Origin of the sequence: Paenalcaligenes hominis, assembly GCF_041359055.1 — a bacterium.
Taxonomy (GTDB): Bacteria; Pseudomonadota; Gammaproteobacteria; order Burkholderiales; family Burkholderiaceae_B; genus Paenalcaligenes; species Paenalcaligenes hominis_A.
Genome location: NZ_JBGJKZ010000002.1, coordinates 16154 through 38417, shown reverse-complemented (window position 1 = coordinate 38417; position 22264 = coordinate 16154). Strand labels below are relative to the sequence as shown.

Below are 22264 nucleotides of genomic sequence, written 5' to 3'. Positions count from 1 at the left end.
ATAGGGTGAGTATCAGACTAGAGGTGCCATCTACTTAGTAATGCGTAACGCCAGACGATAGGACACCATTAAAACCAGACTGATAACACCGACTACCCAATACCAGTTTCCATGTAACCAAAACCACCCGATGGCATACCCCAATACACTGGAGCCTAAATAATAAAAACTGAGGTAAAGCGCCGACGCCTGCGCGCGAGCCTTGGTAGCCGTTTGCCCCACCAGTCCACTAGCCACAGAATGAGCAGCAAAAAAACCGGCTGTAAATAACGCCAACCCCACAATAATCACACTGAGCTGAAACGTCAGGCACAACAAAGCGCCAACAAACATTACGCCTATTGCGCTTAACAATACGGGGCGTGCTCCTCGTTTCGCAACCAGCTTACCCGCAATATTTGAGCTCCATATACCCAACAAATACACTAAGAATAAAAAACCAATGACACTGCTCGATAAAGTGAAAGGAGCTTGAGACAGATAAAAGCCAATGTAATTAAACAAAGCGACAAAACTACCCATTAATAAAAAGGGTAACCAAAAGAGAATGCGTAGCTCTTTATGAGATATATGTTGGATATAGTTTTGCACCACCCCTTTTAATGAAAGAGGTTGGGCAACAAAATGTTTTGAGGCCGGAAGTAAGCAAATAAACAAACCACAGGCCACCACCGCTAATGCAGCAATACCACCTAAAGCCACCTGCCATCCACCCCAATCGCTAAGTATCCCAGTAAGCAACCGCCCTAACAAACCACCTAAGGCAGTGCCGCTAATGTATGTACCCATAGCAACGGACAACGAGCTCGGGTCGAACTCTTCCACTATGTAAGCCATTGCTAAAGCAGGTAGGCCGCTCAGCATAATGCCAAGTAGCGTGCGCAATAGTAATAATAGATGCCAATTCGTTATCCATGCCGTGCTTAAACCTAAAACGCATGCTCCTAACAGCGCAACTACCATGACGCGTTTGCGCCCCCAGCTTTCACTGAGAGCCCCTGAAATAAGTAGCCCTGCTGCCAAACTGAATGTGGTCACTGATAACGCTAGACTACTGTTTGCTGCCGTAATGGAAAAATACGCGGCTAATTGAGGCAACAAAGGCTGCACACAATAAAGCAAAGCAAACGTAGCAAAACCTGCACAAAATAAAGCAAAAGTAGCACGTTTGTATTCACGGCTACCTTGCATAATAAAAGCATCTGTTTCAGACGAGGGTGTCAACATATACCACGCATTACATAAATATAAATAAGGGCAAAAAATAGACAAATAAATAAATGTTTAAATTTATTATTTTGTTTTCCACGCCAACCATAATACCCTCAACTTTTGTTTAGTATGAGTGAGTCAAGGGACTTTATCCTCCTTAGTCTCTTTCAATGGACATCATCCAACTAAAAACCTTAAAGCTCAAAAAAACAGGGCTTTTAGACTCTGCTATTTGAGTGCCATAGTATGGGTTATTTCTTTACCTCTGGCGTTTAGATTGCAGCTATGATAGGGTACTGGTCTTTTTTCCAGTATTACTAAGGCAGTAGAAACACATGACGGGCAAAGGACATCGACTAACCGGAGTCGGCGCAGGTTTTTTTGCTGCAGCATTCGTCCATGCTCTAGGTTTTTCCTATAGCGCAGAGGCCATTGCAGCACTTGCCGCCGCTTGCTCTACCACACTCCCCGATTTAATAGAAATTCCTATTTATAAGCGGGGTGTGCGTACAAAAACGCTTATCCCCCACCGCACTATCACTCATTGGCCCCCGTTGTGGTTGGGCTTAATGTATTTTGCATATCACTATTTAGACCCCTACTACGCATGTGCTTTGTTAGGCATCAGCCTAGGCGCTTTAGCTCACATTTTTGCAGATGCCCCTAACCCGCTTGGTATTCCATGGGTATTACCCCATAAACGCATTACTTTTTTTGGTGGTCTTTGGCGCTCGGGAGAAAATGAAAAAATGATGGTGGCAGTCTTTACATTGTTTGGTGTGGGCAGTTGGTTATATACGCATCAAAACACTGTAGGTGGACATTATTTAACGAGTTTATGGATTCGGCTTTGGACCTAGTTAATGTCCAGTTAACCTTTATTTTTTACTAGAATTTCTTTTTTAATGGGCAAGGAAAAATCCTTGCTTGTATGTATACGCTTAAAGCAAAAATAAAAATCCATAATGATTTCAAACACCTACCGTTAGCACCAATAGACCCAATTCCAAAAATATGGTACAATGACCCTCTTGACCATCTATTTTCCATCTACCCAAGATGGGCTTGAGGGCATTTTTTAAGCTCAATACCCAAAGGTATGAACACTTAAAAACGGCCTTTCTTCATTAAAAACTATTAAAAAAAGAGCGCTCACCTTGCTAGCGCCTAACAAAGAAACGGAGTTTTATTTTGGCTAAAACAAAGATAGCTATACTAGGCGCAGGCCCTAGTGGATTGGCACAGTTGCGTGCGTTTGAAGCCTTGCGCAAAGCAGGCGTAACCGACTTACCTGAAATTACCTGTTACGAAAAACAAAACGACATTGGTGGCATGTGGAACTACACCTGGCGTACTGGCCTAGACCGCAATGGTGAACCAGTGCATGGCAGTATGTACCGCTATTTATGGTCCAATGGCCCCAAAGAGTGTTTAGAGTTTGCTGATTACAGTTTTGATCAGCACTTTAATCAGCCTATTCCCTCGTACCCACCCCGTGAAGTATTAAAAGACTACATTATGGGGCGCATCGATAAACGGGCTATTTTTAATTACATTCGTTTTGAATGTCCAGTACGCTGGGTGACCTTTGATGAACAAACTGAACGCTTTACCGTAACGGTGATGAACCACAAAACGGGCGAGCAAGAAACCGAAGAGTTTGATTACGTAATTGTAGCTACAGGGCATTTCTCTACCCCTAATATGCCTTACTACAAAGGCATGGAGCAGTTCCCCGGCCGAGTACTGCATGCGCATGATTTTCGGGATGCGCTCGAATTCGAAGACCAAGACGTTTTACTTGTAGGCGGTAGTTACTCTGCCGAAGACATTGGCTCACAGTGTTATAAATACGGTGCCAAATCCATAACCATCAGCCATCGTGGTGGCTCCTTTGGGTACGACTGGCCTGATGCCATCAATGAAAAACCGGGTCTTGATCACATAGACGGTAATACCGTTCACTTCACTGATGGTACCTCTCAAAATGTAGATGCCATTATTATGTGTACCGGTTATTTGTTCCATTTCCCGTTCCTACCAGATGATCTACGTCTAGAAACTCACAACTGCTTATACCCTGACAACCTCTATAAAGGTGTGGCGTTTCAATCAAACCCCAAACTGATGTATTTAGGGATGCAAGACCAATGGTTCACATTTAATATGTTTGATGCGCAAGCGTGGTTTGTGCGTGATGTCATCATGGGCAAGATCCAACTTCCCGACGCTGCATCACGACGTCAAGACATAGATGCTTGGCTCGCCCGCCACGAGCAACTGGATACCGATGCTAAATCCATTGATTTTCAAGCCAGTTATATTGATGATCTGATTCAAGTCACCGACTACCCTAGTTTCCCTGTACACCAGCAAGCGGATCTATTCAAACAATGGCTACAAGATAAACAAACCGATATTATGGGCTTCCGTAATAAATCTTATGCCTCGACCATCACTGGTACCATGGCAGCACAGCTGCCTCGCCCTTGGTTAGAAATCAAAGACGACAGCCTAGAAGGTTTTATGTCGCTAGCATTTAAAAAAGTAAGCTAAGTCTGCTCTGTATTGAGCATGACTTTATAAATCGAGGCTTTAGCGTAACTGCTAAAGCCTTTTTTATGGCTTATAGAACACTTGTCTGCTGTTTTTCTGCGCATTACTTGTTCTCCCTCTAATTAAAAACCCATAGCGTAGTGCCTAAGGGATGATTACAATTCATCTTTTCTATTTGTTAATCTATTAGAAATGACTAAATTTTTTGGGTTATTTCTATTTTAAGGTCCCATTATGCACAAAAACAAAGCAGAAAAATGGCGCGGCTGTTTACATGATTACGCCGAATCGGTCGGCAATTTGCTTGTTGAAGCATTTCACTATCTGGCTTTGTTTGCCATCGGCGGTATAACCGTCTGGGCCGGTACGCTAACAGCCATCGAGATTTTCCTCAAAGGTAAAGCTTCTATTGATGACATCTTGCTGCTCTTTATTTATTTAGAGCTAGGAGCCATGGTTGGCATTTATTTCAAAACTAATCATATGCCAGTACGCTTTTTAATCTATGTCGCAATCACTGCTCTTACCCGTTTAATGATTTCTGATATTTCTCATCACAATGATCCCAATATGGGTGTGGTGTATATATCCGGAGCTATTTTACTGTTGGCTATTGCCGTTTTAGTAGTCCGCTTTGCCTCGTCGCGCTACCCATCAGTAGAAAAAACCAATCTCTCGCACCGTGTCACAGACGAGACCCACGAAGGTCTAGAACCTTGATTTAGATTAACAAAAGTCCCGTCCTCGCCCTGTTTCAGTTAGGTATTACGTATACTACAAGTCTAGTTTGCATTAAACCGTAAGGAGAGACTATATTCGACTTAAACCAACACGTCGCTATAGTAACAGGTGGTGCCAAAGGTATTGGCAAAGGGATTGCCGCTACCCTAGTTAAAGCAGGCGCAGTAGTTATCGTTGCAGACATTGATACCAAAGCTGGGACTAGCACCGCTGCTGAGCTTAACTGCCACTTCAAACCCTTAGACGTTACATCGCAAAGCGCCTGCCAGCAGCTGGTCAAAGAAGTGGTAGCTGAATGGGGTCGCATCGATATTCTCTGCTCGAATACAGGCATCTTCCCCCAAGCCAGTCTTGAGGAAATGACCGAGGCCCAGTGGGATCAAATGCAAGCCGTGAATTTAAAAAGCACGTTTTTCATGACTCAGGCCGTGGTAGCCACCATGAAAGCACAACGCTACGGGCGCATTGTTATCACCTCTTCCATTACTGGGGCCATCACCGGTTATCCAAACTGGAGCCACTACGGGGCCAGTAAAGCCGGACAACTAGGTTTTATGCGTAGTGCCGCCTTAGAATATGCTCAATACGGCATCACTATTAATGCCGTGATGCCTGGCAATATTCTCACCGAAGGCTTAGCGGATCAAGGCGATGCCTACTTAGAGCAAATGACGCGAGCCGTTCCTGTCAAAGCTCTAGGCAAGCCCCAAGACATTGGTTATGCAGTTTGTTTTTTAGCCTCTAAAGAAGCCCGTTTTATTACAGGTCAAGGCATTGTTGTTGATGGCGGTCAGGTTCTACCCGAATCCCCCGAAGCCATTCTTTAAAACACAAAAAACCCCAGCATTAATGCTGGGGTTAGAACTATGCCATAATTTAAACTACATATCACCAAAGCGTGTTGTTAGGTAATCAATAATGGCTTTAGATTCATAAAGCCAACGCTCTTGACCATCATCTTCAATAATACGCAGGCAGGGAACTTGGCGTTTACCCCCTTTTTGTATTAGCTCTGCTTCGGCAACCTTATCTTTTTGCACCTCTTTTAACGCTACTGGCACATTCAAGGTATGTAATGTACGGCGTACTTTGATGCAAAAAGGACAGGCATGAAACTGATACAAGGATAGGTTCATGGCCTCTTGATCAACTCGCGCTTGTGCTTCGGCGCTACGCTGCTTTTTGGCAGGCCGAGTTAATGTTTCCACACAAGCAATCATGTTGCCCAAGCCATTTCTAAACGCTTTCAAAACCATAAAAGACCTTCTGACTGAATAAGGATATAGCAATAATGTTGCTATTTTACGTTGTTTGTACTTCTGGTCGCAAACATATGTCCCTTAGGGTCAAAGCTTTTGAATATAATCGTGGCATTCATCGTTTTAGCTTAAAGGGTCCATATGTCAACAAAAAGCCGTCTCTATTTTCGTAGCTTTATTATTTTGCTAGGCATAGTATCTGTTGCTTTTATATGGATTTTACTACCATTTTATGGCGCTATTTTTTGGGGGGTGATCTTAGCGATTATTTTTGCCCCCATACAGCGGCGTTTATTGGTGTTTACTAAAGGCCGGCGTACGATCTCCGCATTAATGAATTTAGTCTTCATTATTTTAATAGTTATTATTCCCGTTATTTTGCTTACTGGCGCTTTAGCGCAAGAGATTGGCATGCTCTATAAACGCATGGATAACGGTGAAATTGATATGGCTGATTATTTAGAGCAAATAATTGCCTCATTACCTCCTTTTGTCACTGACTCGTTACAACGAGTAGGTATTACAAACTTAGAGGATCTCAGCGCTAAATTCTCCCAATTTGCGATGACTGCAGGTCAATTTCTAACCAAACAAGCCGTCAATATTGGATCGAATACTTTCCAGTTCCTTATCAGCTTGGGGATTATGCTGTATTTGCTTTTCTTTCTTTTGAAAGATGGCTCAGATCTTGCCAGACACTGCCGCTCGCTAGTGCCACTAAGTGAAGACCAAAAGTCTCATTTGTTTAAAAAATTCACTACCGTGGTTCGCGCCACTGTTAAAGGCAATATAGCCGTGGCTGCCACCCAAGGGGCGCTAGGTGGTATTATTTTCTGGGTATTAGGTGTTGAGGGTGCTTTATTTTGGGGCGTACTGATGGGCGTGCTGTCGTTACTACCTGCTGTAGGGGCGTCACTGATTTGGGCCCCAGTAGCCATTTATTATTTTAGTACCGGCTTATTAGTTAAAGGCATTATCTTGACAGCTTATGGTTTACTTGTCATTGGACTGGTCGACAACGTATTGCGTCCGTTGCTAGTCGGTAAAGATACTAAAATCCCTGATTACATCATTTTAATTTCCACCTTAGGTGGGTTGTCTTTATTTGGATTAAACGGCTTTGTGATCGGGCCTCTGATTGCTGCCATTTTTATGGCATGTTGGGACCTGTTCCCGTCTGCGATACAGCGTCAAGACGAGATGCTAGAGGGAGATCATATCGAAATGCACGCAGGTTCAATTGAAACCATTGAACATGCCACCATTAGCCTACACCCCCCCTCCAAGCCCAAGCAATAACATTACTACCTTCCTCGCTCTAAACCACGAGGCATTCCACGCATTTGAGTAAAAAGGACTGAACCTCAGTCCTTTTTTTATAAAAACAAAATAAAAATACTGACTAAAAAAGCCAACCCCCAGACAATGCTACGTGCCAGCGCCCAATCTTTAATATAAATCCAAATGTACGCCAAACGAAAACCTAACCAAATGCAGCCCCATTGAACAATCACATCGGTATCTACTCCTTTGTAAAGAGCAAATAAAATGGCAGCATAAAAAAGTGGCAACGCTTCAAAGGTATTTTTCTGAGCCGCATGAGCACGCGCACGCCAACCACTTTGGTGCTCTAACCAAACCCGAGGCTCATGATTATTAAACTGTGAACCACCCGCTTTGGCACTGACAGCGGCAATCAAAGGCAAAACAGCTGCCCCAACCAAAATCCATTCCACCATAATACGACTCCTTAAATTTTGTCTTTATTAATTATCCCTAGCCACAACCAAAGCACCTAATAAAAAATGGCCTCTGATTAAAAAAAGAGGCCATATTTAGACAAACAGCAAGGAAACGAGCTAGTTGCGTGTGTAGCTTTCGTATACCAATACTGCCGCGGCCAAGTCCTCAAGCGCATTGCCTACGGCTTTAAAAACAGTAATTTCGTCTTGAGAGCGACGCCCAGGGTGACGCCCCGAACACAAATCAAATAAAGTGGCTTGAATGGCTTCGGCCTGCAACGTCCCTGCTTTAAAGGCTTCGAGTAAATCACCCGCTTTCATCGGAGCCTCATCGGTATCCACAAAGACAGAAGAATGACTAAAGCAGTCTGGAGCACTTTCGATCATGGTCGGAGTAAAACTACCAATCAAATCCAAATGCTGACCTGCTTGCAACCAACTGCCATGTATTAAGGGCTGCTCGGAGAGCGTTGCGCAACTGATCATATCTGCCGAGCGTACCCCTTGCTCTAAGTCATCAACCCACCGAGCATTCACGCCCTGCTGCTGTAGTTGTTTTACTAAAACATGACCACTTTCAGGGTTGTAATTCCATACCAGCACCTCAGTTAAGTCACGCACTGCTCCGTAGGCCGCAGGTAAATAGGCGGCAACCTGCCCTGAACCCACCACCAACAAACGGCTGGCATCAGTACGAGCTAAATAACTGGCTCCTAATGCAGAGGCAGCAGCAGTACGTCTAGATGTAATAGCATTACCATCGATATTGGCAAGAGGCTTACCGGTGGTGCCATCGAATAACAAGTAAGTGGAATGCAGACCCGGCAAATTTTTTTCCTTATTATTAGGAAAAATATTGACGGTTTTGATCCCCATGTACTGGTGTTGATCCCAAGCAGGCATAATCAACACTATGCCTTTTTCCGCACCACATTCAATACTGTGGTTATGGCGCAAAGGGACAGTAATGTCTGCCTGGAATGCACGCTGCAATGTGGGCACTAACTGCTCAAATGGCAATAATTCGTTGGTGGTAGTTTGGTCCAGAACAATCATTCTTACCTCGCAGGAGTTTGTTCTCGTACTGTGGCTACAGCAAATAGAGAAATAATAGCCGTTAAAATAATATAAACTGCCACCGGAACCCAAGACCCGTCATAACGGCTCATTAACCAGGTTGCAATTAATGGGGCTGTTCCACCAGCCAGTGCCGCACCAATTTGATAGCCTAAGGTAATACCGGTATATCGCACTCGAGTCGCAAAGATCTCAGAGAACATAGTACCCAATACTGCTGTAATGGGGGCCCAAATAATACCTAAACCTAATACTGTGGCAAGTACTAAAAGCGCATAGCTATCGCTATTTAACAGCATGAAGTAGGGGAACGCATACAGAGCCATAACAATGGCACCCATAATAAACAAACGTTTACGACCAATGTAGTCAGACCATAAGCCCATTAATGGAATACATAGTGTGGTGACTAAAGTCGCAATGGTGACGGCATTTAATACCTCAATACGACTAAAGCTTAATGCTCCAGTGGCATAACTGACAACGTAGGTAGAGAAAATATAAAAAGGTGCGGTTTCCACTACCTTGGCACCTACGGCAATGAGTACCTCGCGTTTATGCGTTTTAAGCGTTTCAATTAAAGGGAGACGAGACACATCCCCTGTTCGCTTTGCCTCTTTAAATGCGGGGGTTTCATCAATGCCATTACGAATCCACAGCCCAAGTAATACCAACCCTGCACTAGCCACAAAAGGCACACGCCAGCCCCACTTCATAAATTGCTCATCTGGCAATTGACTCATGAGCGCCATAGCTAAAGTCGCTAGCAACATACCAATGGTGACACCCATTTGTGGCACGCTGCCAAATAACCCTTTACGGTTTTCAGGTGCGTATTCGTACGCCAACAGCAGCGCACCACCCCATTCGCCACCAATACCCATCCCTTGAATTAAGCGTAATGCAATTAATAAAATGGGTGCCCAAACACCAATCATCTCATAGGTAGGCAACAAACCAATTAATACCGTAGCCGCTCCCATTAATGACAAGGTGATGACTAAGGTTTTTTTGCGCCCGATACGGTCGCCAATATGGGCAAAAATAAACCCACCTAGTGGACGGATAAAGAAAGTGAGCGAGAACGACAAATACGCCAACATCAAACTCACTACTGGGTCATCAGTAGGGAAAAACAGCTTATTAAAGACCAAAGCTGCCGTGGTGGCATATAAAAAGAAGTCAAACCACTCGATAGAACTGCCTGTCAAGCTAGCTAGGAGCACGCGTTTGTGTGCGGCTTTAGGTACTGCCTCCATGGCTTTATTTTTGTTAGTCATGGATTCTCCTTTAATAAAATAATTTGTTGTTGCAGCTAGGCCGCATGAATGCTTAGCCTGCACCACATCCAGCCCTGTTATGTATAGGTGCTACTTTATGATTCAAATAGTTAACTGCAAACTTAATCAGGTTACACCTTAAAAGTAACTAGGGTTAACCCTCTTGGTCTTAAAATAAATGCAAAACGGGAGTATTTTCTGCTGAGGCTACCCATTTTTTGTGGGACGTTTAAACCCAATCCAAAGCCATCCCGTGACCTAGGTGGTGAGCTCATACCCAAACACCACGTCCCCCTAATTGCCTAGACAATAGTTGCCTAAGCAGCTATTTAAGAGCAAAATAGCCATTTATTGGATTTTGTTTAGAGACCTATGCCCTCCTCTATCTACTACCTACCCACGCCTGACTCATTGCAAGCCAATAACAATCTCAGCTATTTACTTAGACAAGCCTTAGCCAGCATTAACAGCATGCTTAACGAGCAAAGTGCGCCTCTAGGATTAACAGCTATTCAATGGCGGCCTCTAGTCTTAATTCGTTATGCTGGCTTAGAAACAGCAGGAGAGTTAGCACGTCGCGAAAACACCGATACGGGTGCCATGACACGCACTCTTGACCGGCTTGAAGCAAAAGGCTTGCTCTATAGAGAACGCTGTCTCATAGACCGCCGTGTCATGAAACTTAAACTTAGTCCAGCCGGAGAAAAGGTGTGTGAGGCTATTCTGCCCTTGGTTGCAGACAGTTTAAATCAGCACGTCGCTGGCTTTAGCCCAGAGGAAGTTCAACTCTGTTTGCATTTTTTACAACGCATTATTGCCAATGGAACGCACAACCCTGATTTCGTGCCTCACTCCAACGCTTAACTCCTCTTTTCACCCTATTACCCCCTATCATGAGCTCAACTGAAACCTCCGTTCACCCTAAACGCAAACCGTTGCTGCGTTTTGCGACATTTTTCTTTATTGTTGTTGGTGTGTGTTATGCCATTTGGTGGTTTTATTTTGCCGCGCAATTTGAAAGCACTGAGGATGCCTATGTTCACGGCAATTTAGTTCCTGTCAGCAGTCGTGTTCCAGGAACAGTAATAGCACTGTACGCAGATGAAACACAAACCGTACAACAAGGCGATGTAATCGTTCAACTCGATGACACAGACTATCAGCTCGCTCTGCAAACCGCAGAGGCTCAATTAGCTCAAGTGGTTCGTCATACCCAAACCCTCTACACGGAAACCGATGCGCTTAAAGCTAGTATTCTTGAAGCTGAAGCCAATATAGAAGCGACAAAAAGCGAGCTATCTCGTGCTAACCAAGACCTAAAGCGCCGTCAAACATTAGGCAAAGCAGGTGGGGTAAGTGGCGAGGAACTCTTGCATGCTCGTACCGCCCAAGCTCAAGCCCAAGCTGCCGTCGCACAAGCTCAGGCTGCCCTTGAGGCTGCCCAAGCCAAGCTAAAAACCAATCAAGCGCTGACCGCTCAAACCGATGTTACACAACATCCTGATGTACTTCGCGCGGCCCAGGCTGTGCGTCAAGCTTGGTTAGAAATCGAGCGTACTACTATACGCGCGCCCATTAGTGGTGTGTTGGCACAACGCTCTGCTCAACTGGGTAAACCCATAGGCGTGAACACACCTCTTTTTAGTGTGATTGCGCCAGAGCAACTTTGGGTAGAGGCGAATTTTAAGGAAAATCAGCTCACGCATGTTAAGCCCGGGCTCCCCGTCAGTTTGTACTCAGACTATTACGGTAAAAAGCAACAGTTTCATGGTGTTATTGAGGGCATTTCAGCCGGCACTGGCGGGGTGTTCTCACTATTGCCTCCACAAAATGCCAGCGGCAACTGGATTAAAGTTATTCAACGCGTCCCCGTACGTATCCAATTAGACCCAGACGAATTGGCTCGCTTTCCTTTACGAGCAGGTTTATCTATGCATGCCAAGGTCGCTTTGGATGCACCCGTGCAAACACTTAAACCCGCCCCTCACACTCAACATATTTCAGTCAGTTCAAATACAGAGCAGTTGGAGCAACGCATCCTTACATTAATTAAGGACAACATAGCTTCATGAGTTCAAGTGCCTCTAAATCCACCACATCCAAATCGTATCCACCCCTAGAAGGCAAAGCTAAGGTCGCTGGGACTATCGCCCTATCCATTGCCGTGTTTATGAATGCGCTGGATATGTCGATTGCTAATGTGTCTATTCCCACGATTGCGGGCGACCTAGGCGTGAGCACGACTCAAGGCACCTGGGTCATTACATCTTTTGGGGTAGCCAATGCTGTGACTGTACCGCTAACCGGTTGGCTAACTCAACGTTTTGGCCAAGTACGACTCTTTGTACTGTCTATGCTGCTGTTTGTTTTAGCCTCGTGGCTTTGCGGCTTAGCTTGGTCCTTAGAATCATTGGTGTTTTTTAGAGTCTTGCAGGGGGCTGTAGCAGGTCCGATGATTCCTTTATCGCAAGCTCTAATGCTAGGCAGCTACCCTCGCGATAAGGCCGGTATGGCTCTTGCCATGTGGGGAATGACTATTTTAGTTGGCCCCATTGCAGGTCCTTTGCTGGGGGGATGGATCTCTGACAACTACAGTTGGCCTTGGATTTTTTATATCAATGTGCCGATTGGCCTAGTAGCAGGATGGGTCTGTTGGCATATCTACAAAGATCGTGACTCAGAACGGCGTCGTTTGCCTATAGATATTATAGGATTGACGCTGCTTTTAGTCTGGGTAGGGGCGTTACAGATCTTATTAGATAAAGGCAAAGAACTCGATTGGTTTGCAAGCCCTTTTATTATTGCTCTGGCTGTGGTCACCGTAGTCGGTTTTGTTTATTTTTTGATCTGGGAGCTTACCGCAACCCATCCCATTGTTGATTTAAGTTTATTTAAACAACGCAACTTTAGCTCGGGAGTTATTATGATTTCTGTTGCTTATGGGGTGTTTTTTGGTGCCGTGGTTTTGGTGCCTTTGTGGTTGCAAAGTACACTGCACTACACGGCAACCTGGGCAGGTATTGCGTTAGCACCTGTAGGCATATTAGCGATTATTTTATCGCCTATTGTGGGCCGTCTTTTATCGCAATATGACCCTCGCTGGATCATTAGTTTTGCCTTTATTGTATTTGCCTTAACCAGCTATATGCGGTCGCAATTCAGCACCGATGTCAGCATTTATACCGTCATGCTGCCTACCTTTATTCAGGGGGCTGCCATGGCTACCTTTTTTACACCGTTAACAACCATCACGCTGTCCGGCTTAGCTCCAGACCGGATCCCTGCAGCAGCGGGTTTATCCAATTTTGCCCGATTATTAGCAGGCGCATTTGGTACATCTATTACTACTACATTATGGAGCGACCGAACAAGTTTGCATCATGCACAAATGACGGAGCTAGCACGTCCGGGAGAGCCTGCATTTGACTGGTACACCGATCAACTGCACGAGCTAGGCTTAACCTCACAGCAGGCTCTTGGCCTAATTGATGACATCATTGCCCAACAAGCTCAGACCTTAGCCGCCACCGATATTTTCTATGCCTCTGCTATTATTTTTGTAGTGTTATTAGGCTTGGTTTGGTTGGCACGACCCGCCGCAGTCCGTGCATAAAACCCTAAAAAAAACCCCACTCATACAGAGTGGGGTACAGAACCAAGCCTAAGTAATTAGAAAAAGCCCAGCGCTTCGTCGCTGTAACTTACCAGCAAGCATTTGGTTTGTTGATAATTAGCTAACGCCATTTTATGTGTTTCACGCCCAATGCCTGATTGCTTGTAACCGCCAAAGGCCGCATGAGCTGGGTACATATGATAGCAGTTAGTCCAAACGCGTCCAGCTTGTATCCCCCTCCCCATGCGATAAGCTTGGGAAGCGTCGCGACTCCAGACCCCAGCGCCTAAGCCAAAAATAGTATCATTTGCAATCGCTAAGGCCTCCTCTTCGTCCTTGAAGGTAGTAACCGCTGCCACAGGGCCAAAAATTTCCTCTTGGAATACACGCATGGTATTTTTACCAAGTAACAGGGTTGGTTTAACGAAAAAGCCTTCGTCTAACCCTTCACCCATGCGGTTGCGTTCCCCTCCGGTTAAGCAAGTGGCCCCTTCTTCACGTCCTAAGTTGATATAACCCAATATACGATCAAGTTGTGCTTGTGAGACCTGTGCCCCTACCATCGTGTTTTTATCAAGCGGGTGACCCTTTTTAATTTGTTCGACCCGAGCTACTACTTTTTCTATGAATTGCTCATAGATAGACTCCTGCACCAAAAGACGAGAAGGAGCGGTGCATACCTCGCCTTGGTTCAAGGCAAACATAGCAGCCCCTTCAAGGGCTTTATTAAAAAAGGCATCGTCAGCCGACATGACGTTTTCAAAGAAAATATTAGGACTTTTACCGCCTAGCTCTACCGTAGCAGGGATTAATGTGTCAGCCGCATTGCGTAAGATTTGTTGACCTACAGGCGTAGACCCCGTAAAAGCCACTTTTGCAATACGTGGGCTAGAGGCTAAGGCAGCACCCGCCTCTTTGCCATAGCCATTAACTATGTTGACCACCCCTGGAGGTAAAAGATCACCTATGGTTTCCATCAACACCATAATGGAAGCAGGCGTTTGCTCGGCGGGTTTCATAACAACGGTGCAGCCCGCTGCCAATGCAGGTGCCAGTTTCCACGCAGCCATTAATAACGGGAAGTTCCAAGGAATAATTTGCCCCACCACCCCAATCGGCTCTTGGAAGTGATAAGCCACCGTATTTTTTTCTATATCTGAAATAGCACCTTCCTGTGCCCGTAAGCAACCAGCAAAGTAACGGAAGTGATCTACCGCTAGAGGTAAATCTGCGGCCATGGTCTCACGAATTGGCTTGCCATTATCTAGGGTTTCAGCCACGGCTAATCGCTCTAGATTTTGCTCAATCCTATCCGCTATACGCAACAACACAGCAGAGCGTTCAGCTACAGGTGTGTCTGCCCAGCCTTTGAATGCGGCATGGGCTGCATCAAGCGCCACATTCACATCATCAGCATTTGAGCGTGCTACCTCACAAAACACCTCTCCAGAAATAGGTGTTATATTTTCAAAATACTCTCCTGCTACCGGTGCAACCCATTTACCTCCTATGTAGTTCTCGTATCGTTTTTTATAGGGGTAATCAAGACTAATACCAAACCGTTTCAAATCTATTAAATTCATCTTACTCCTCCTGGGGCATCTGATAGTTGAATTCAAAAACAGCACGGCAGATCCAAGTCCTACTCTGGATTCCATCCCATTAGCATAGCATTATGTTTTAAAATTTTAATGTTGTTTTTGAGACACTTAAATAAAATCACAGCCGTGACATTTACATGGAGAGGGTTATGGAAAGCGTTGGGTTAATTTTTACCATGCTTGTTGCCATTTTGCTTAGTGGCGTAATAGGACGAGTTCTACCCTGGGGCATACCCCTCCCCCTCATTCAGATTGTGTTTGGTATTGTGATTGCGGGTGTTTTTAAAGAAGGCATTAACCTCAATCCCGAGGTGTTTTTTTTACTTTTTATCCCTCCCCTGCTTTTTTTAGATGGGTGGCGTATTCCTAAAGACGCCTTAATGCGCGATAAAGCCGGTATTTTCCATCTGGCGTTTGGTCTGGTTTTTATTACGGTATTTGGTTTAGGGTATTTAATTCACTGGATGATCCCTACAATGCCCTTGGCCGTTAGTTTTGCACTTGCTGCTATTGTTTCCCCCACTGATCCCGTAGCTGTTGCGGGTATCACCCGTCGCTTACCTGTACCCCAACGACTTATGTCTATCCTTGAGGGGGAAGCCTTATTTAATGATGCCAGTGGTTTAGTCGCCTTTAGAATGGCTGTTCTTGCCGCCATGACAGGGGCTTTTTCTTTGACTCAAGCGGCCTCATCCTTTGTCTGGGTAGCTTTAGCAGGTCTTATTACCGGTGCCGCAGTCACATGGGGACTCTCTTTCATACGCGAGCGTTTTACTCATCGCTTTGGTGAAGAACAAGGCTCTGAGCTGCTATTAAGTATCCTAACCCCTTTTGCTGCCTACATCGTAGCTGAAAAAATTGGTGGTTCAGGTATTTTAGCTGCAGTAGCAGCAGGCTTGACCATGAGCACCATTGAGTTTTCTGGCCGTATCTCCCCGCTCACTCGCGTCCGTCGCACCGCCCTTTGGGATACCTTACAGTTCACCTTAAACGGCATTATGTTTGTCTTGCTTGGCGAGCAACTGCCGGGCATTTTTAATAACGCCGTGCTCGTGGTTCAGCAAACAGGGCATCACAACCCTTGGTGGTTAGTGGTCTATGCGTTTGTGATCTGTTTAAGCCTGACCGCATTGCGCTTTGTGTGGGTCAGCGTCTCATTATTTTTAATGCGTTTATTTGCACGCAAACCCGAAACGCTCGCTACCCAGTGGCGGCACATACTAATCCTATCGTTTGCAGGTGTGCGCGGTGCAGTAACCCTTGCTGGCGTATTAACACTGCCTTTATTGCTGCCAGACGGAGCCCAATTCCCAGGGCGTGATTTGGCTATTTTTTTAGCAGCGACCGTCATTATTATTTCTTTGATCTTAGCTAGTATTGTGCTGCCATGGTTATTAAAAGACTTAGTCCCCACTGGCGCATCCAAAGCGTCTCATGAAAAACAAAAACACATAGCTATTCAAACCGCTCAAACCTTAGCTGCACAACATATTGATGAACTCATAGCCAGTCTAGATAAAAACGACTTAGATCAAGCCTATTACGACGAAGTCAAAAACAAGCTCTTGTCTGATTTTGGTAATAGTTTTGCACTTCATACAGACAGCAATAGTATTGATTACAAAAAATACTATGCTGAACGCTTATTACGCCTGAAAATTATTAATACAGCCCGAGCCAGCATTTACCAACTGGCTAAAGAACACAAAATTTCTGATGAACTAGCTCGGGAATTAGTGCAAAAGCTGGATCTGGATGAGGTGCGTTTTAACTAATTTCTTTAGCTATCTCTTACCTAAGTCTGATGGCTTAGAGCTGAAATTTCTCATACAGTGAGCCGTATATAGGTATAAACCTACTAGCTATTGTAATTAATTGCTTCTAGAATCGAATCACTTAGTTAGCCCTAAGAGTAGTTAATTATCGTTTGGTAGTTCAACTCAAGGAATCTGTATGAAAAAACATTTCATCGCCGCTGCTGTTTTTGCTCTTGCAACGGGCAGTGCTTTTGCCCAAGCTTCAGATACACTACAAAAAATTAAAGATTCTGGCTCTGTCACTTTAGGTGTGCGAGAATCCTCAGGCTTAGGCTATACCCTAGGAAATGGCAAGTTTGTCGGTTTCCATACGGAAATGGCAGAAAATATCGTAGACGACTTACGTAAAGATCTCGGTTTAGAAAACTTAGAAATTAAATATCAACCTGTCACATCACAAAACCGTATTCCACTTGTGACAAACGGCAGCGTTGATTTCGAATGCGGCTCAACCACCAATAATAAAGCCCGCCAAAAAGACGTTGATTTTGCAAATACCACCTACGTTGAAGAAGTCCGCATGGCGACCAAGGCTGACTCAGGCATTAGCTCCATCGCCGACCTTGATGGCAAAACGGTTGCCGTTACAACCGGTACCACCTCAGTTCAAACCCTAAGACGCAACAAACGCGCCGAGGGCATTAACTTCAAAGAGGTTATGGGCAAAGATCACGCCGATAGTTTTCTTTTACTTGAAACCGGCCGTGCAGATGTGTTCGTAATGGACGGCTCAATTCTAGCGGCTAATATCTCCAAGTCTCGCAACCCCGCTGATTTTAAAATTGTGGGTGAAACACTTAATGTAGAGCCTATCGCTTGCATGTTGCGTAAAAATGATGACAAGCTTAAAGCGGCTATTAACAAAAGTATTCAGCGCCAAATCGAAGACGGCACACTCAATGCTTTGTGGGATAAATGGTTCTTACAACCTACGCCTCCAGCAGGCACAGTTATTGGTCTAGAGCTATCCCAAGCCACCAAAGACGCTTGGGCAAACCCCAATGACAAACCCATGGAAGACTACAAATTCTAGGGGCTACGCATTTTGACTTTGCAACAAAACCCCTTTTAAAGGGGTTTTGTTGTTGATTCGCTCGAGTACCCTTAGCCCATTTATTTATTATTACTGTCATTTTATCAGGGGATCACATGACTTGGGATTGGCAAGTATTTTGTCGAGATGACCTAGACATGGAAGTGGTTAAAGGATGTTTCGGGGATGGCGGTTCAACTACCTATTTAGATTGGATGCTTTCTGCCTGGGGTTGGACTATTTCTGTCTCGTTAGCATCGTTAGCTATTGCTTTGATTTTAGGTTTTGTTGTGGGTGCCATACGCACCTTGCCCCAAAGCCCTATTTTGGTTCGGCTTGGCAATGCTTGGGTCGAGCTGTTCCGTAATATTCCCCTTTTGGTACAAATTTTCCTTTGGTATCATGTCGCCCCCACTTTTGTGCCTTTCTTGCGTGATGTCTCAGGCTTTGTGCTCGTCGTATGCGCATTAGGCGTATTTACCTCGGCCCGTATTGCCGAGCAAGTCCGCTCTGGCATCGAATCCTTACCTAAAGGACAGCGCTATGCGGGCATGGCCCTAGGGTTTACTACGGCACAGTGTTATCGCTATGTACTCTTGCCTATGGCTTTTCGTATTATTATTCCGCCACTCACTAGCGAATCCATGAACGTAGTTAAAAATTCGTCTGTGGCGTTTGCAGTGTCTATTGCCGAGCTCACCATGTTTGCCATGCAAGCCCAAGAGGAAACGTCACGGGGGATAGAAGTTTATTTAGCCGTAACCACGCTTTACATCTTGACCGCTTTTGCTATTAATCGCGTCATGGCATTTATTGAAAAACGCGCACAAATCCCTGGTTTCATTAGCAGCACCCAAGGGGGACACTAATATGCAATTTGATGCGACGTTCTATAACTGGAGCCTGCTCAGCGACTACGTGCTTACAGGACTTTATTTTAGCGTGTGGCTCACTGTAGTAGCTACCTTAGGTGGGGTCGTTTTTGGCACGCTTTTAGCCCTAATGCGTCTATCGGGTCGATCTTGGTTAGTGTTACCCGCCACTATTTATGTGAATGGCATGCGCAGCATCCCATTAGTCATGGTGATACTGTGGTTTTTTCTGTTAATGCCCATGATTTTAGGTGTGGCTGTGGGGGCAGAAACCTCTGCCATTGTTACCTTTATTGCCTTTGAGGCGGCCTACTTTAGTGAAATTATGCGAGCTGGGATTCAGTCCATACCCCGGGGACAGGTCTTTGCAGGTCAAGCACTGGGCATGACCTACGGGCAAAATATGCGTTTAATTATTTTGCCTCAGGCCTTTCGTAATATGTTGCCTGTGCTTTTGACCCAAACCATTATTCTTTTTCAAGACACCTCATTGGTGTATGCCATTGGCGCGTATGACTTACTCAAAGGCTTCGAAACGGCTGGCAAGAACTTTGGTCGCCCTATCGAGGCTTACATTGGTGCTGCCGTGGTTTATTTTATTATTTGCTACTCACTTTCGTGGCTAGTTAAACGTTTGCATAAAAAAATCGCCATCATTCGCTAAGCTAAGGAATACACAATGATTGAAATGAAAAATGTTTCTAAATGGTATGGGGACTTTCAAGTACTCACCAACTGTTCCACCATAGTGAATAAAGGCGAAGTGGTGGTGGTTGCAGGCCCTTCCGGTTCGGGTAAATCCACCCTAATTAAAACCATTAATGCCCTAGAGCCTTTTCAAAAAGGCGAAATCTGGATCGAAGGAACGCCTGTACACGACCCCAAAACCAACTTGCCTAAATTACGTAGCCGTGTAGGCATGGTGTTCCAACACTTTGAGCTCTTCCCTCATCTCTCTGTTACAGAAAACCTAACCATCGCACAAATGCGGGTTCTTGGGCGCAACAAACACGATGCCTATGCTCATGGTCTAAAATACCTAGAGCGTGTGGGTCTTTCAGCGCATAAAGATAAATTTCCTGGTCAGCTTTCAGGCGGCCAACAGCAACGGGTCGCTATTGCTCGTGCGCTCAGCATGGACCCAATTGTAATGCTCTTTGACGAGCCTACTTCAGCCCTAGACCCAGAGATGGTGGGCGAGGTCTTAGATGTTATGGTTAGTCTGGCGCACGAAGGCATGACTATGATGTGCGTAACGCATGAAATGGGATTTGCGCGACGCGTCAGTGACAGAGTCATTTTTATGGATGTAGGTGGGCATATTCTTGAAGACTGCCCTACCAGTGAGTTTTTTGGTAATCTTGATGCACGCCAAGCCCGTACCAAAGATTTCTTAAATAAAATTTTAGTGCAATAATTCTTGCGAGGACTGCTATGTCTACCACCCTTAGCCCTCAAGCTGTTTTACATTTTTGGGCTCATGCCACAACACCCGAGCAATGGTTCACCAAAGATCCCCAGTTTGACCAACGTATTACTCAGCAATTTCTACACACAACCGAAGCGGTTGCCCAGGGTGAATGTGCGCATTGGCGTCATAGTTTGCATGGGCGTTTGGCTGAAATCATCGTACTAGACCAGTTTTCACGTAATATTTGGCGCGACACACCGCGTGCCTTTGCCCAAGACCCGATGGCTTTAGCTTTAGCTCAAGAGGCCCTACGGCAACCGCAGTTTGCACAACTTAGTCAGCGTGAAAGGCAGTTTATTTTGATGCCTTTTATGCATTCAGAGTCTAAAAAAATTCACGTCCAAGCCCTTGAATTATTTAAAAAATACACCGACGACATTACTATTGACTACGAGGTTCGTCACAAAGTCATCATAGATCAGTTCGGACGCTATCCCCACCGCAATGCTATTTTAGGACGCTTATCCACAGCGGCTGAGCTAGAGTTTCTTAAAGGGCCAAACTCGTCGTTTTAAATTGCGGTTTTCTCCTAGGGCTACGCTGGTATTGCCCTAGGGTGTTATAGCCATTGCATCTTCTTAAACCGGTAATACAAACCACTGCACACCAAAGCCATTACTCCAAGCACCATTGGGTAACCAAAGCTCCATTCCAGTTCAGGCATAAACTTAAAGTTCATACCATAAATACCTGCTAAAGCCGTCGGTATAGCCAAAATAGCGGCCCAGGCAGCAAGCTTGCGGCTGATGTCGTTTTGCTGAAGCTGAATAATCATCATACCCCCCTCAAAAGCAAAAGCCGTAGTGTCTCGCAATACGCCAATCAATTCAGATAAACGGGCAATGCGGTCAGCCACCTCTGAAAAATACGCTTGGCTAGATGGCCCCACATAGACTAAAGCAGGCTGTCGACTAAAACGGCGGGAAAGTTCTGCCAAGGGGCCGATACTGCTTTGAATACGCAATAAAGTACGCCGTAACCGATACGCTTTTTCTATGTCTTTATGCAGAAAGCGGCCACCAAAAAACTGGGCTTCTACTTTTTCTACTTGGTGCTCTAACGTTAACAACTGACTGGCATAACTATCTGTAATGCTATTTAGAAGCTCGGCCACAATGTAATCGGCACCACGTAAAAGTAGCTCGGGCTTGGCCTCAAACTCGGCACGACTTTCCGCATCTGTCATGGCGGTATGGCTCCAAATGCTAATAATATAGCCCGCCCCAAAAAGAATCTGCGTCTCACCAAAACGCAATACGCCATGATCCACTTTGTAAGTAATGGCAACGACCAAACTAACGGCGTCGTACTCTACCACTTTAGGACGTCGATGTTTAACAACTACCTCGTCCAACACGCGCGACTGAGAGCCAATGAAGTGCGGTAAAATTTGCAACAACTCGTCCTCAGTTGGATGAATTAAACTTAACCAGACGATGCTATCGGTTTGCACTGGGTCCGTTAAATTATTTAGGTCTAGAATTTGGGGACGTTGTCCAGCAGCATAACGTTTTGCTATATGTGCTGACGGCACTAGACTAGACTGACTCATTGTAATTTTTATCTCTAAAGGGTAGTGATTTATGTTCGAACTCCACCCCACTCTGCAAGCAGACACTTTTTTTCTAGGGCAGCTCGAGCTATGCGACGTATTGCTCAATAATAATAGCAGCTATTTGTGGTTGATTTTAGTCCCACGCCGTGCGGGTATTCGCGAGACTTACGAGCTTAGCCCTACAGACCAACATCAATTAACAACTGAGTGCAATCAAGTCAGCGAAAAACTAGCCCGTTACAGTGCCGCTAATAAAATGAACATAGCAGCATTTGGCAATCAAGTCCCTCAGCTTCATCTGCATCTTATTGCTCGGCATCATACTGACCCAGCTTGGCCTCAACCGGCCTGGTTAAATCTTGCAACACAGCCCTACGAACAGCAAAAAGCGCAAGACCTATTACAGGACTTGCGCCAATTATTAAATGTATAAAA

General features: G+C 45.1%; 22 protein-coding genes. 15 read left to right on the top strand and 7 right to left on the bottom strand.

Going from position 1 to position 22264, the window contains the following annotated elements; genetic code table 11:
• Window positions 1-30 precede the first annotated feature (30 nt).
• Complete coding sequence (locus ACBP46_RS04025; protein ID WP_371015457.1) at window positions 31-1227, bottom strand: MFS transporter; 1197 nt, start codon at window positions 1225-1227, stop codon at window positions 31-33.
• Between the two features lie 320 nt (window positions 1228-1547).
• On the opposite strand from ACBP46_RS04025, the gene ACBP46_RS04020 reads away from it, so the two are divergent.
• The 4 genes from ACBP46_RS04020 to fabG all read left to right on the top strand — a co-directional run bounded on the left by ACBP46_RS04020 (window position 1548) and on the right by fabG (window position 5336).
• A complete protein-coding gene (locus tag ACBP46_RS04020; protein ID WP_371015456.1) occupies window positions 1548-2072 on the top strand; it encodes a metal-dependent hydrolase in 525 nt (174 codons plus the stop codon).
• A 331-nt stretch (window positions 2073-2403) separates the two neighbouring features.
• Entirely contained in the window at window positions 2404-3768 is a 1365-nt protein-coding gene (locus ACBP46_RS04015) for a flavin-containing monooxygenase (protein WP_371015455.1), read from the top strand.
• A gap of 234 nt (window positions 3769-4002) precedes the next feature.
• Window positions 4003-4488 (top strand): phosphate-starvation-inducible protein PsiE, encoded by a 486-nt coding sequence (locus tag ACBP46_RS04010; RefSeq protein WP_371015454.1) that lies wholly within the window; start codon window positions 4003-4005, stop codon window positions 4486-4488.
• A 92-nt stretch (window positions 4489-4580) separates the two neighbouring features.
• A complete protein-coding gene (fabG, locus tag ACBP46_RS04005; protein WP_371016047.1) occupies window positions 4581-5336 on the top strand; it encodes a 3-oxoacyl-ACP reductase FabG in 756 nt (251 codons plus the stop codon).
• Window positions 5337-5390: 54 nt separating this feature from the next.
• Here the strand turns inward: fabG and ACBP46_RS04000 are convergent, their stop codons facing one another.
• A complete protein-coding gene (locus ACBP46_RS04000; RefSeq protein ID WP_371015453.1) occupies window positions 5391-5765 on the bottom strand; it encodes a glutathione S-transferase N-terminal domain-containing protein in 375 nt (124 codons plus the stop codon).
• A 144-nt stretch (window positions 5766-5909) separates the two neighbouring features.
• On the opposite strand from ACBP46_RS04000, the gene ACBP46_RS03995 reads away from it, so the two are divergent.
• On the top strand, window positions 5910-7067 hold the full coding sequence (locus ACBP46_RS03995) for an AI-2E family transporter (protein ID WP_371015452.1): 1158 nt from the start codon (window positions 5910-5912) through the stop codon (window positions 7065-7067).
• A gap of 77 nt (window positions 7068-7144) precedes the next feature.
• Here the strand turns inward: ACBP46_RS03995 and ACBP46_RS03990 are convergent, their stop codons facing one another.
• The 3 genes from ACBP46_RS03990 to ACBP46_RS03980 form a co-directional block, all read right to left on the bottom strand.
• On the bottom strand, window positions 7145-7507 hold the full coding sequence (locus ACBP46_RS03990; protein WP_371015451.1) for an MAPEG family protein: 363 nt from the start codon (window positions 7505-7507) through the stop codon (window positions 7145-7147).
• Window positions 7508-7627: 120 nt separating this feature from the next.
• A complete protein-coding gene (locus tag ACBP46_RS03985) occupies window positions 7628-8566 on the bottom strand; it encodes an ornithine cyclodeaminase family protein (RefSeq protein ID WP_371015450.1) in 939 nt (312 codons plus the stop codon).
• A gap of 2 nt (window positions 8567-8568) precedes the next feature.
• A complete protein-coding gene (locus ACBP46_RS03980) occupies window positions 8569-9867 on the bottom strand; it encodes an MFS transporter (protein WP_371015449.1) in 1299 nt (432 codons plus the stop codon).
• Between the two features lie 372 nt (window positions 9868-10239).
• Here ACBP46_RS03980 and ACBP46_RS03975 point away from each other — a divergent pair, with 372 nt between their 5' ends.
• The 3 genes from ACBP46_RS03975 to ACBP46_RS03965 are packed head-to-tail and all read left to right on the top strand — an operon-like array spanning window position 10240 to window position 13480.
• Window positions 10240-10731, top strand: coding sequence for a MarR family winged helix-turn-helix transcriptional regulator (locus tag ACBP46_RS03975; RefSeq protein ID WP_371015448.1), 492 nt, complete (start codon window positions 10240-10242; stop codon window positions 10729-10731).
• 29 nt (window positions 10732-10760) lie between these two features.
• Window positions 10761-11939: an HlyD family efflux transporter periplasmic adaptor subunit gene (locus ACBP46_RS03970; RefSeq protein WP_371015447.1), complete on the top strand. Its 1179-nt coding sequence runs from the start codon at window positions 10761-10763 to the stop codon at window positions 11937-11939.
• Entirely contained in the window at window positions 11936-13480 is a 1545-nt protein-coding gene (locus tag ACBP46_RS03965) for a DHA2 family efflux MFS transporter permease subunit (RefSeq protein WP_371015446.1), read from the top strand. The genes ACBP46_RS03970 and ACBP46_RS03965 overlap by 4 nt, the downstream gene beginning before the upstream one ends.
• Window positions 13481-13536: 56 nt before the next feature.
• Here the strand turns inward: ACBP46_RS03965 and ACBP46_RS03960 are convergent, their stop codons facing one another.
• Window positions 13537-15063, bottom strand: a complete 1527-nt coding sequence (locus ACBP46_RS03960; protein WP_371015445.1) for an aldehyde dehydrogenase family protein — start codon at window positions 15061-15063, stop codon at window positions 13537-13539.
• A 167-nt stretch (window positions 15064-15230) separates the two neighbouring features.
• On the opposite strand from ACBP46_RS03960, the gene ACBP46_RS03955 reads away from it, so the two are divergent.
• The 6 genes from ACBP46_RS03955 to ACBP46_RS03930 all read left to right on the top strand — a co-directional run bounded on the left by ACBP46_RS03955 (window position 15231) and on the right by ACBP46_RS03930 (window position 20789).
• Entirely contained in the window at window positions 15231-16856 is a 1626-nt protein-coding gene (locus ACBP46_RS03955; protein ID WP_371015444.1) for a Na+/H+ antiporter, read from the top strand.
• Window positions 16857-17034: 178 nt separating this feature from the next.
• The gene (locus tag ACBP46_RS03950) at window positions 17035-17931 is read left to right on the top strand and encodes an amino acid ABC transporter substrate-binding protein (RefSeq protein WP_371015443.1); all 897 of its coding nucleotides are present in this window, start codon (window positions 17035-17037) and stop codon (window positions 17929-17931) included.
• A 116-nt stretch (window positions 17932-18047) separates the two neighbouring features.
• Window positions 18048-18800 carry an amino acid ABC transporter permease gene (locus tag ACBP46_RS03945; protein WP_371015442.1) on the top strand — a complete coding sequence of 251 codons (753 nt, stop codon included), beginning with the start codon at window positions 18048-18050 and terminating at the stop codon, window positions 18798-18800.
• A 1-nt stretch (window position 18801) separates the two neighbouring features.
• Window positions 18802-19467 carry an amino acid ABC transporter permease gene (locus ACBP46_RS03940; RefSeq protein WP_371015441.1) on the top strand — a complete coding sequence of 222 codons (666 nt, stop codon included), beginning with the start codon at window positions 18802-18804 and terminating at the stop codon, window positions 19465-19467.
• Window positions 19468-19482: 15 nt separating this feature from the next.
• Window positions 19483-20220: an amino acid ABC transporter ATP-binding protein gene (locus ACBP46_RS03935; RefSeq protein ID WP_371015440.1), complete on the top strand. Its 738-nt coding sequence runs from the start codon at window positions 19483-19485 to the stop codon at window positions 20218-20220.
• Between the two features lie 17 nt (window positions 20221-20237).
• The gene (locus tag ACBP46_RS03930) at window positions 20238-20789 is read left to right on the top strand and encodes a DUF924 family protein (protein WP_371015439.1); all 552 of its coding nucleotides are present in this window, start codon (window positions 20238-20240) and stop codon (window positions 20787-20789) included.
• 44 nt (window positions 20790-20833) lie between these two features.
• On the opposite strand, the gene ACBP46_RS03925 is transcribed toward ACBP46_RS03930, so the two are convergent.
• A complete protein-coding gene (locus tag ACBP46_RS03925) occupies window positions 20834-21826 on the bottom strand; it encodes a CorA family divalent cation transporter (RefSeq protein WP_371015438.1) in 993 nt (330 codons plus the stop codon).
• Window positions 21827-21857: 31 nt separating this feature from the next.
• Between ACBP46_RS03925 and ACBP46_RS03920 the strand changes: the two genes are divergently transcribed.
• Window positions 21858-22262 carry an HIT domain-containing protein gene (locus ACBP46_RS03920; RefSeq protein ID WP_371015437.1) on the top strand — a complete coding sequence of 135 codons (405 nt, stop codon included), beginning with the start codon at window positions 21858-21860 and terminating at the stop codon, window positions 22260-22262.
• Window positions 22263-22264: the final 2 nt, after the last annotated feature.

What these genes read in the sequence shown, in the direction of transcription:
- ACBP46_RS04025 (WP_371015457.1), bottom strand. Translation starts at nt 1,227, where the DNA reads ATGTTGACACCCTCGTCTGAAACAGATGCTTTTATTATGCAAGGTAGC.
- ACBP46_RS04020 (WP_371015456.1), top strand. Translation starts at nt 1,548, where the DNA reads ATGACGGGCAAAGGACATCGACTAACCGGAGTCGGCGCAGGTTTTTTT.
- ACBP46_RS04010 (WP_371015454.1), top strand. Translation starts at nt 4,003, where the DNA reads ATGCACAAAAACAAAGCAGAAAAATGGCGCGGCTGTTTACATGATTAC.
- ACBP46_RS04000 (WP_371015453.1), bottom strand. Translation starts at nt 5,765, where the DNA reads ATGGTTTTGAAAGCGTTTAGAAATGGCTTGGGCAACATGATTGCTTGT.
- ACBP46_RS03995 (WP_371015452.1), top strand. Translation starts at nt 5,910, where the DNA reads ATGTCAACAAAAAGCCGTCTCTATTTTCGTAGCTTTATTATTTTGCTA.
- ACBP46_RS03990 (WP_371015451.1), bottom strand. Translation starts at nt 7,507, where the DNA reads ATGGTGGAATGGATTTTGGTTGGGGCAGCTGTTTTGCCTTTGATTGCC.
- ACBP46_RS03985 (WP_371015450.1), bottom strand. Translation starts at nt 8,566, where the DNA reads ATGATTGTTCTGGACCAAACTACCACCAACGAATTATTGCCATTTGAG.
- ACBP46_RS03980 (WP_371015449.1), bottom strand. Translation starts at nt 9,867, where the DNA reads ATGACTAACAAAAATAAAGCCATGGAGGCAGTACCTAAAGCCGCACAC.
- ACBP46_RS03975 (WP_371015448.1), top strand. Translation starts at nt 10,240, where the DNA reads ATGCCCTCCTCTATCTACTACCTACCCACGCCTGACTCATTGCAAGCC.
- ACBP46_RS03970 (WP_371015447.1), top strand. Translation starts at nt 10,761, where the DNA reads ATGAGCTCAACTGAAACCTCCGTTCACCCTAAACGCAAACCGTTGCTG.
- ACBP46_RS03965 (WP_371015446.1), top strand. Translation starts at nt 11,936, where the DNA reads ATGAGTTCAAGTGCCTCTAAATCCACCACATCCAAATCGTATCCACCC.
- ACBP46_RS03960 (WP_371015445.1), bottom strand. Translation starts at nt 15,063, where the DNA reads ATGAATTTAATAGATTTGAAACGGTTTGGTATTAGTCTTGATTACCCC.
- ACBP46_RS03955 (WP_371015444.1), top strand. Translation starts at nt 15,231, where the DNA reads ATGGAAAGCGTTGGGTTAATTTTTACCATGCTTGTTGCCATTTTGCTT.
- ACBP46_RS03950 (WP_371015443.1), top strand. Translation starts at nt 17,035, where the DNA reads ATGAAAAAACATTTCATCGCCGCTGCTGTTTTTGCTCTTGCAACGGGC.
- ACBP46_RS03945 (WP_371015442.1), top strand. Translation starts at nt 18,048, where the DNA reads ATGACTTGGGATTGGCAAGTATTTTGTCGAGATGACCTAGACATGGAA.
- ACBP46_RS03940 (WP_371015441.1), top strand. Translation starts at nt 18,802, where the DNA reads ATGCAATTTGATGCGACGTTCTATAACTGGAGCCTGCTCAGCGACTAC.
- ACBP46_RS03935 (WP_371015440.1), top strand. Translation starts at nt 19,483, where the DNA reads ATGATTGAAATGAAAAATGTTTCTAAATGGTATGGGGACTTTCAAGTA.
- ACBP46_RS03930 (WP_371015439.1), top strand. Translation starts at nt 20,238, where the DNA reads ATGTCTACCACCCTTAGCCCTCAAGCTGTTTTACATTTTTGGGCTCAT.
- ACBP46_RS03925 (WP_371015438.1), bottom strand. Translation starts at nt 21,826, where the DNA reads ATGAGTCAGTCTAGTCTAGTGCCGTCAGCACATATAGCAAAACGTTAT.
- ACBP46_RS03920 (WP_371015437.1), top strand. Translation starts at nt 21,858, where the DNA reads ATGTTCGAACTCCACCCCACTCTGCAAGCAGACACTTTTTTTCTAGGG.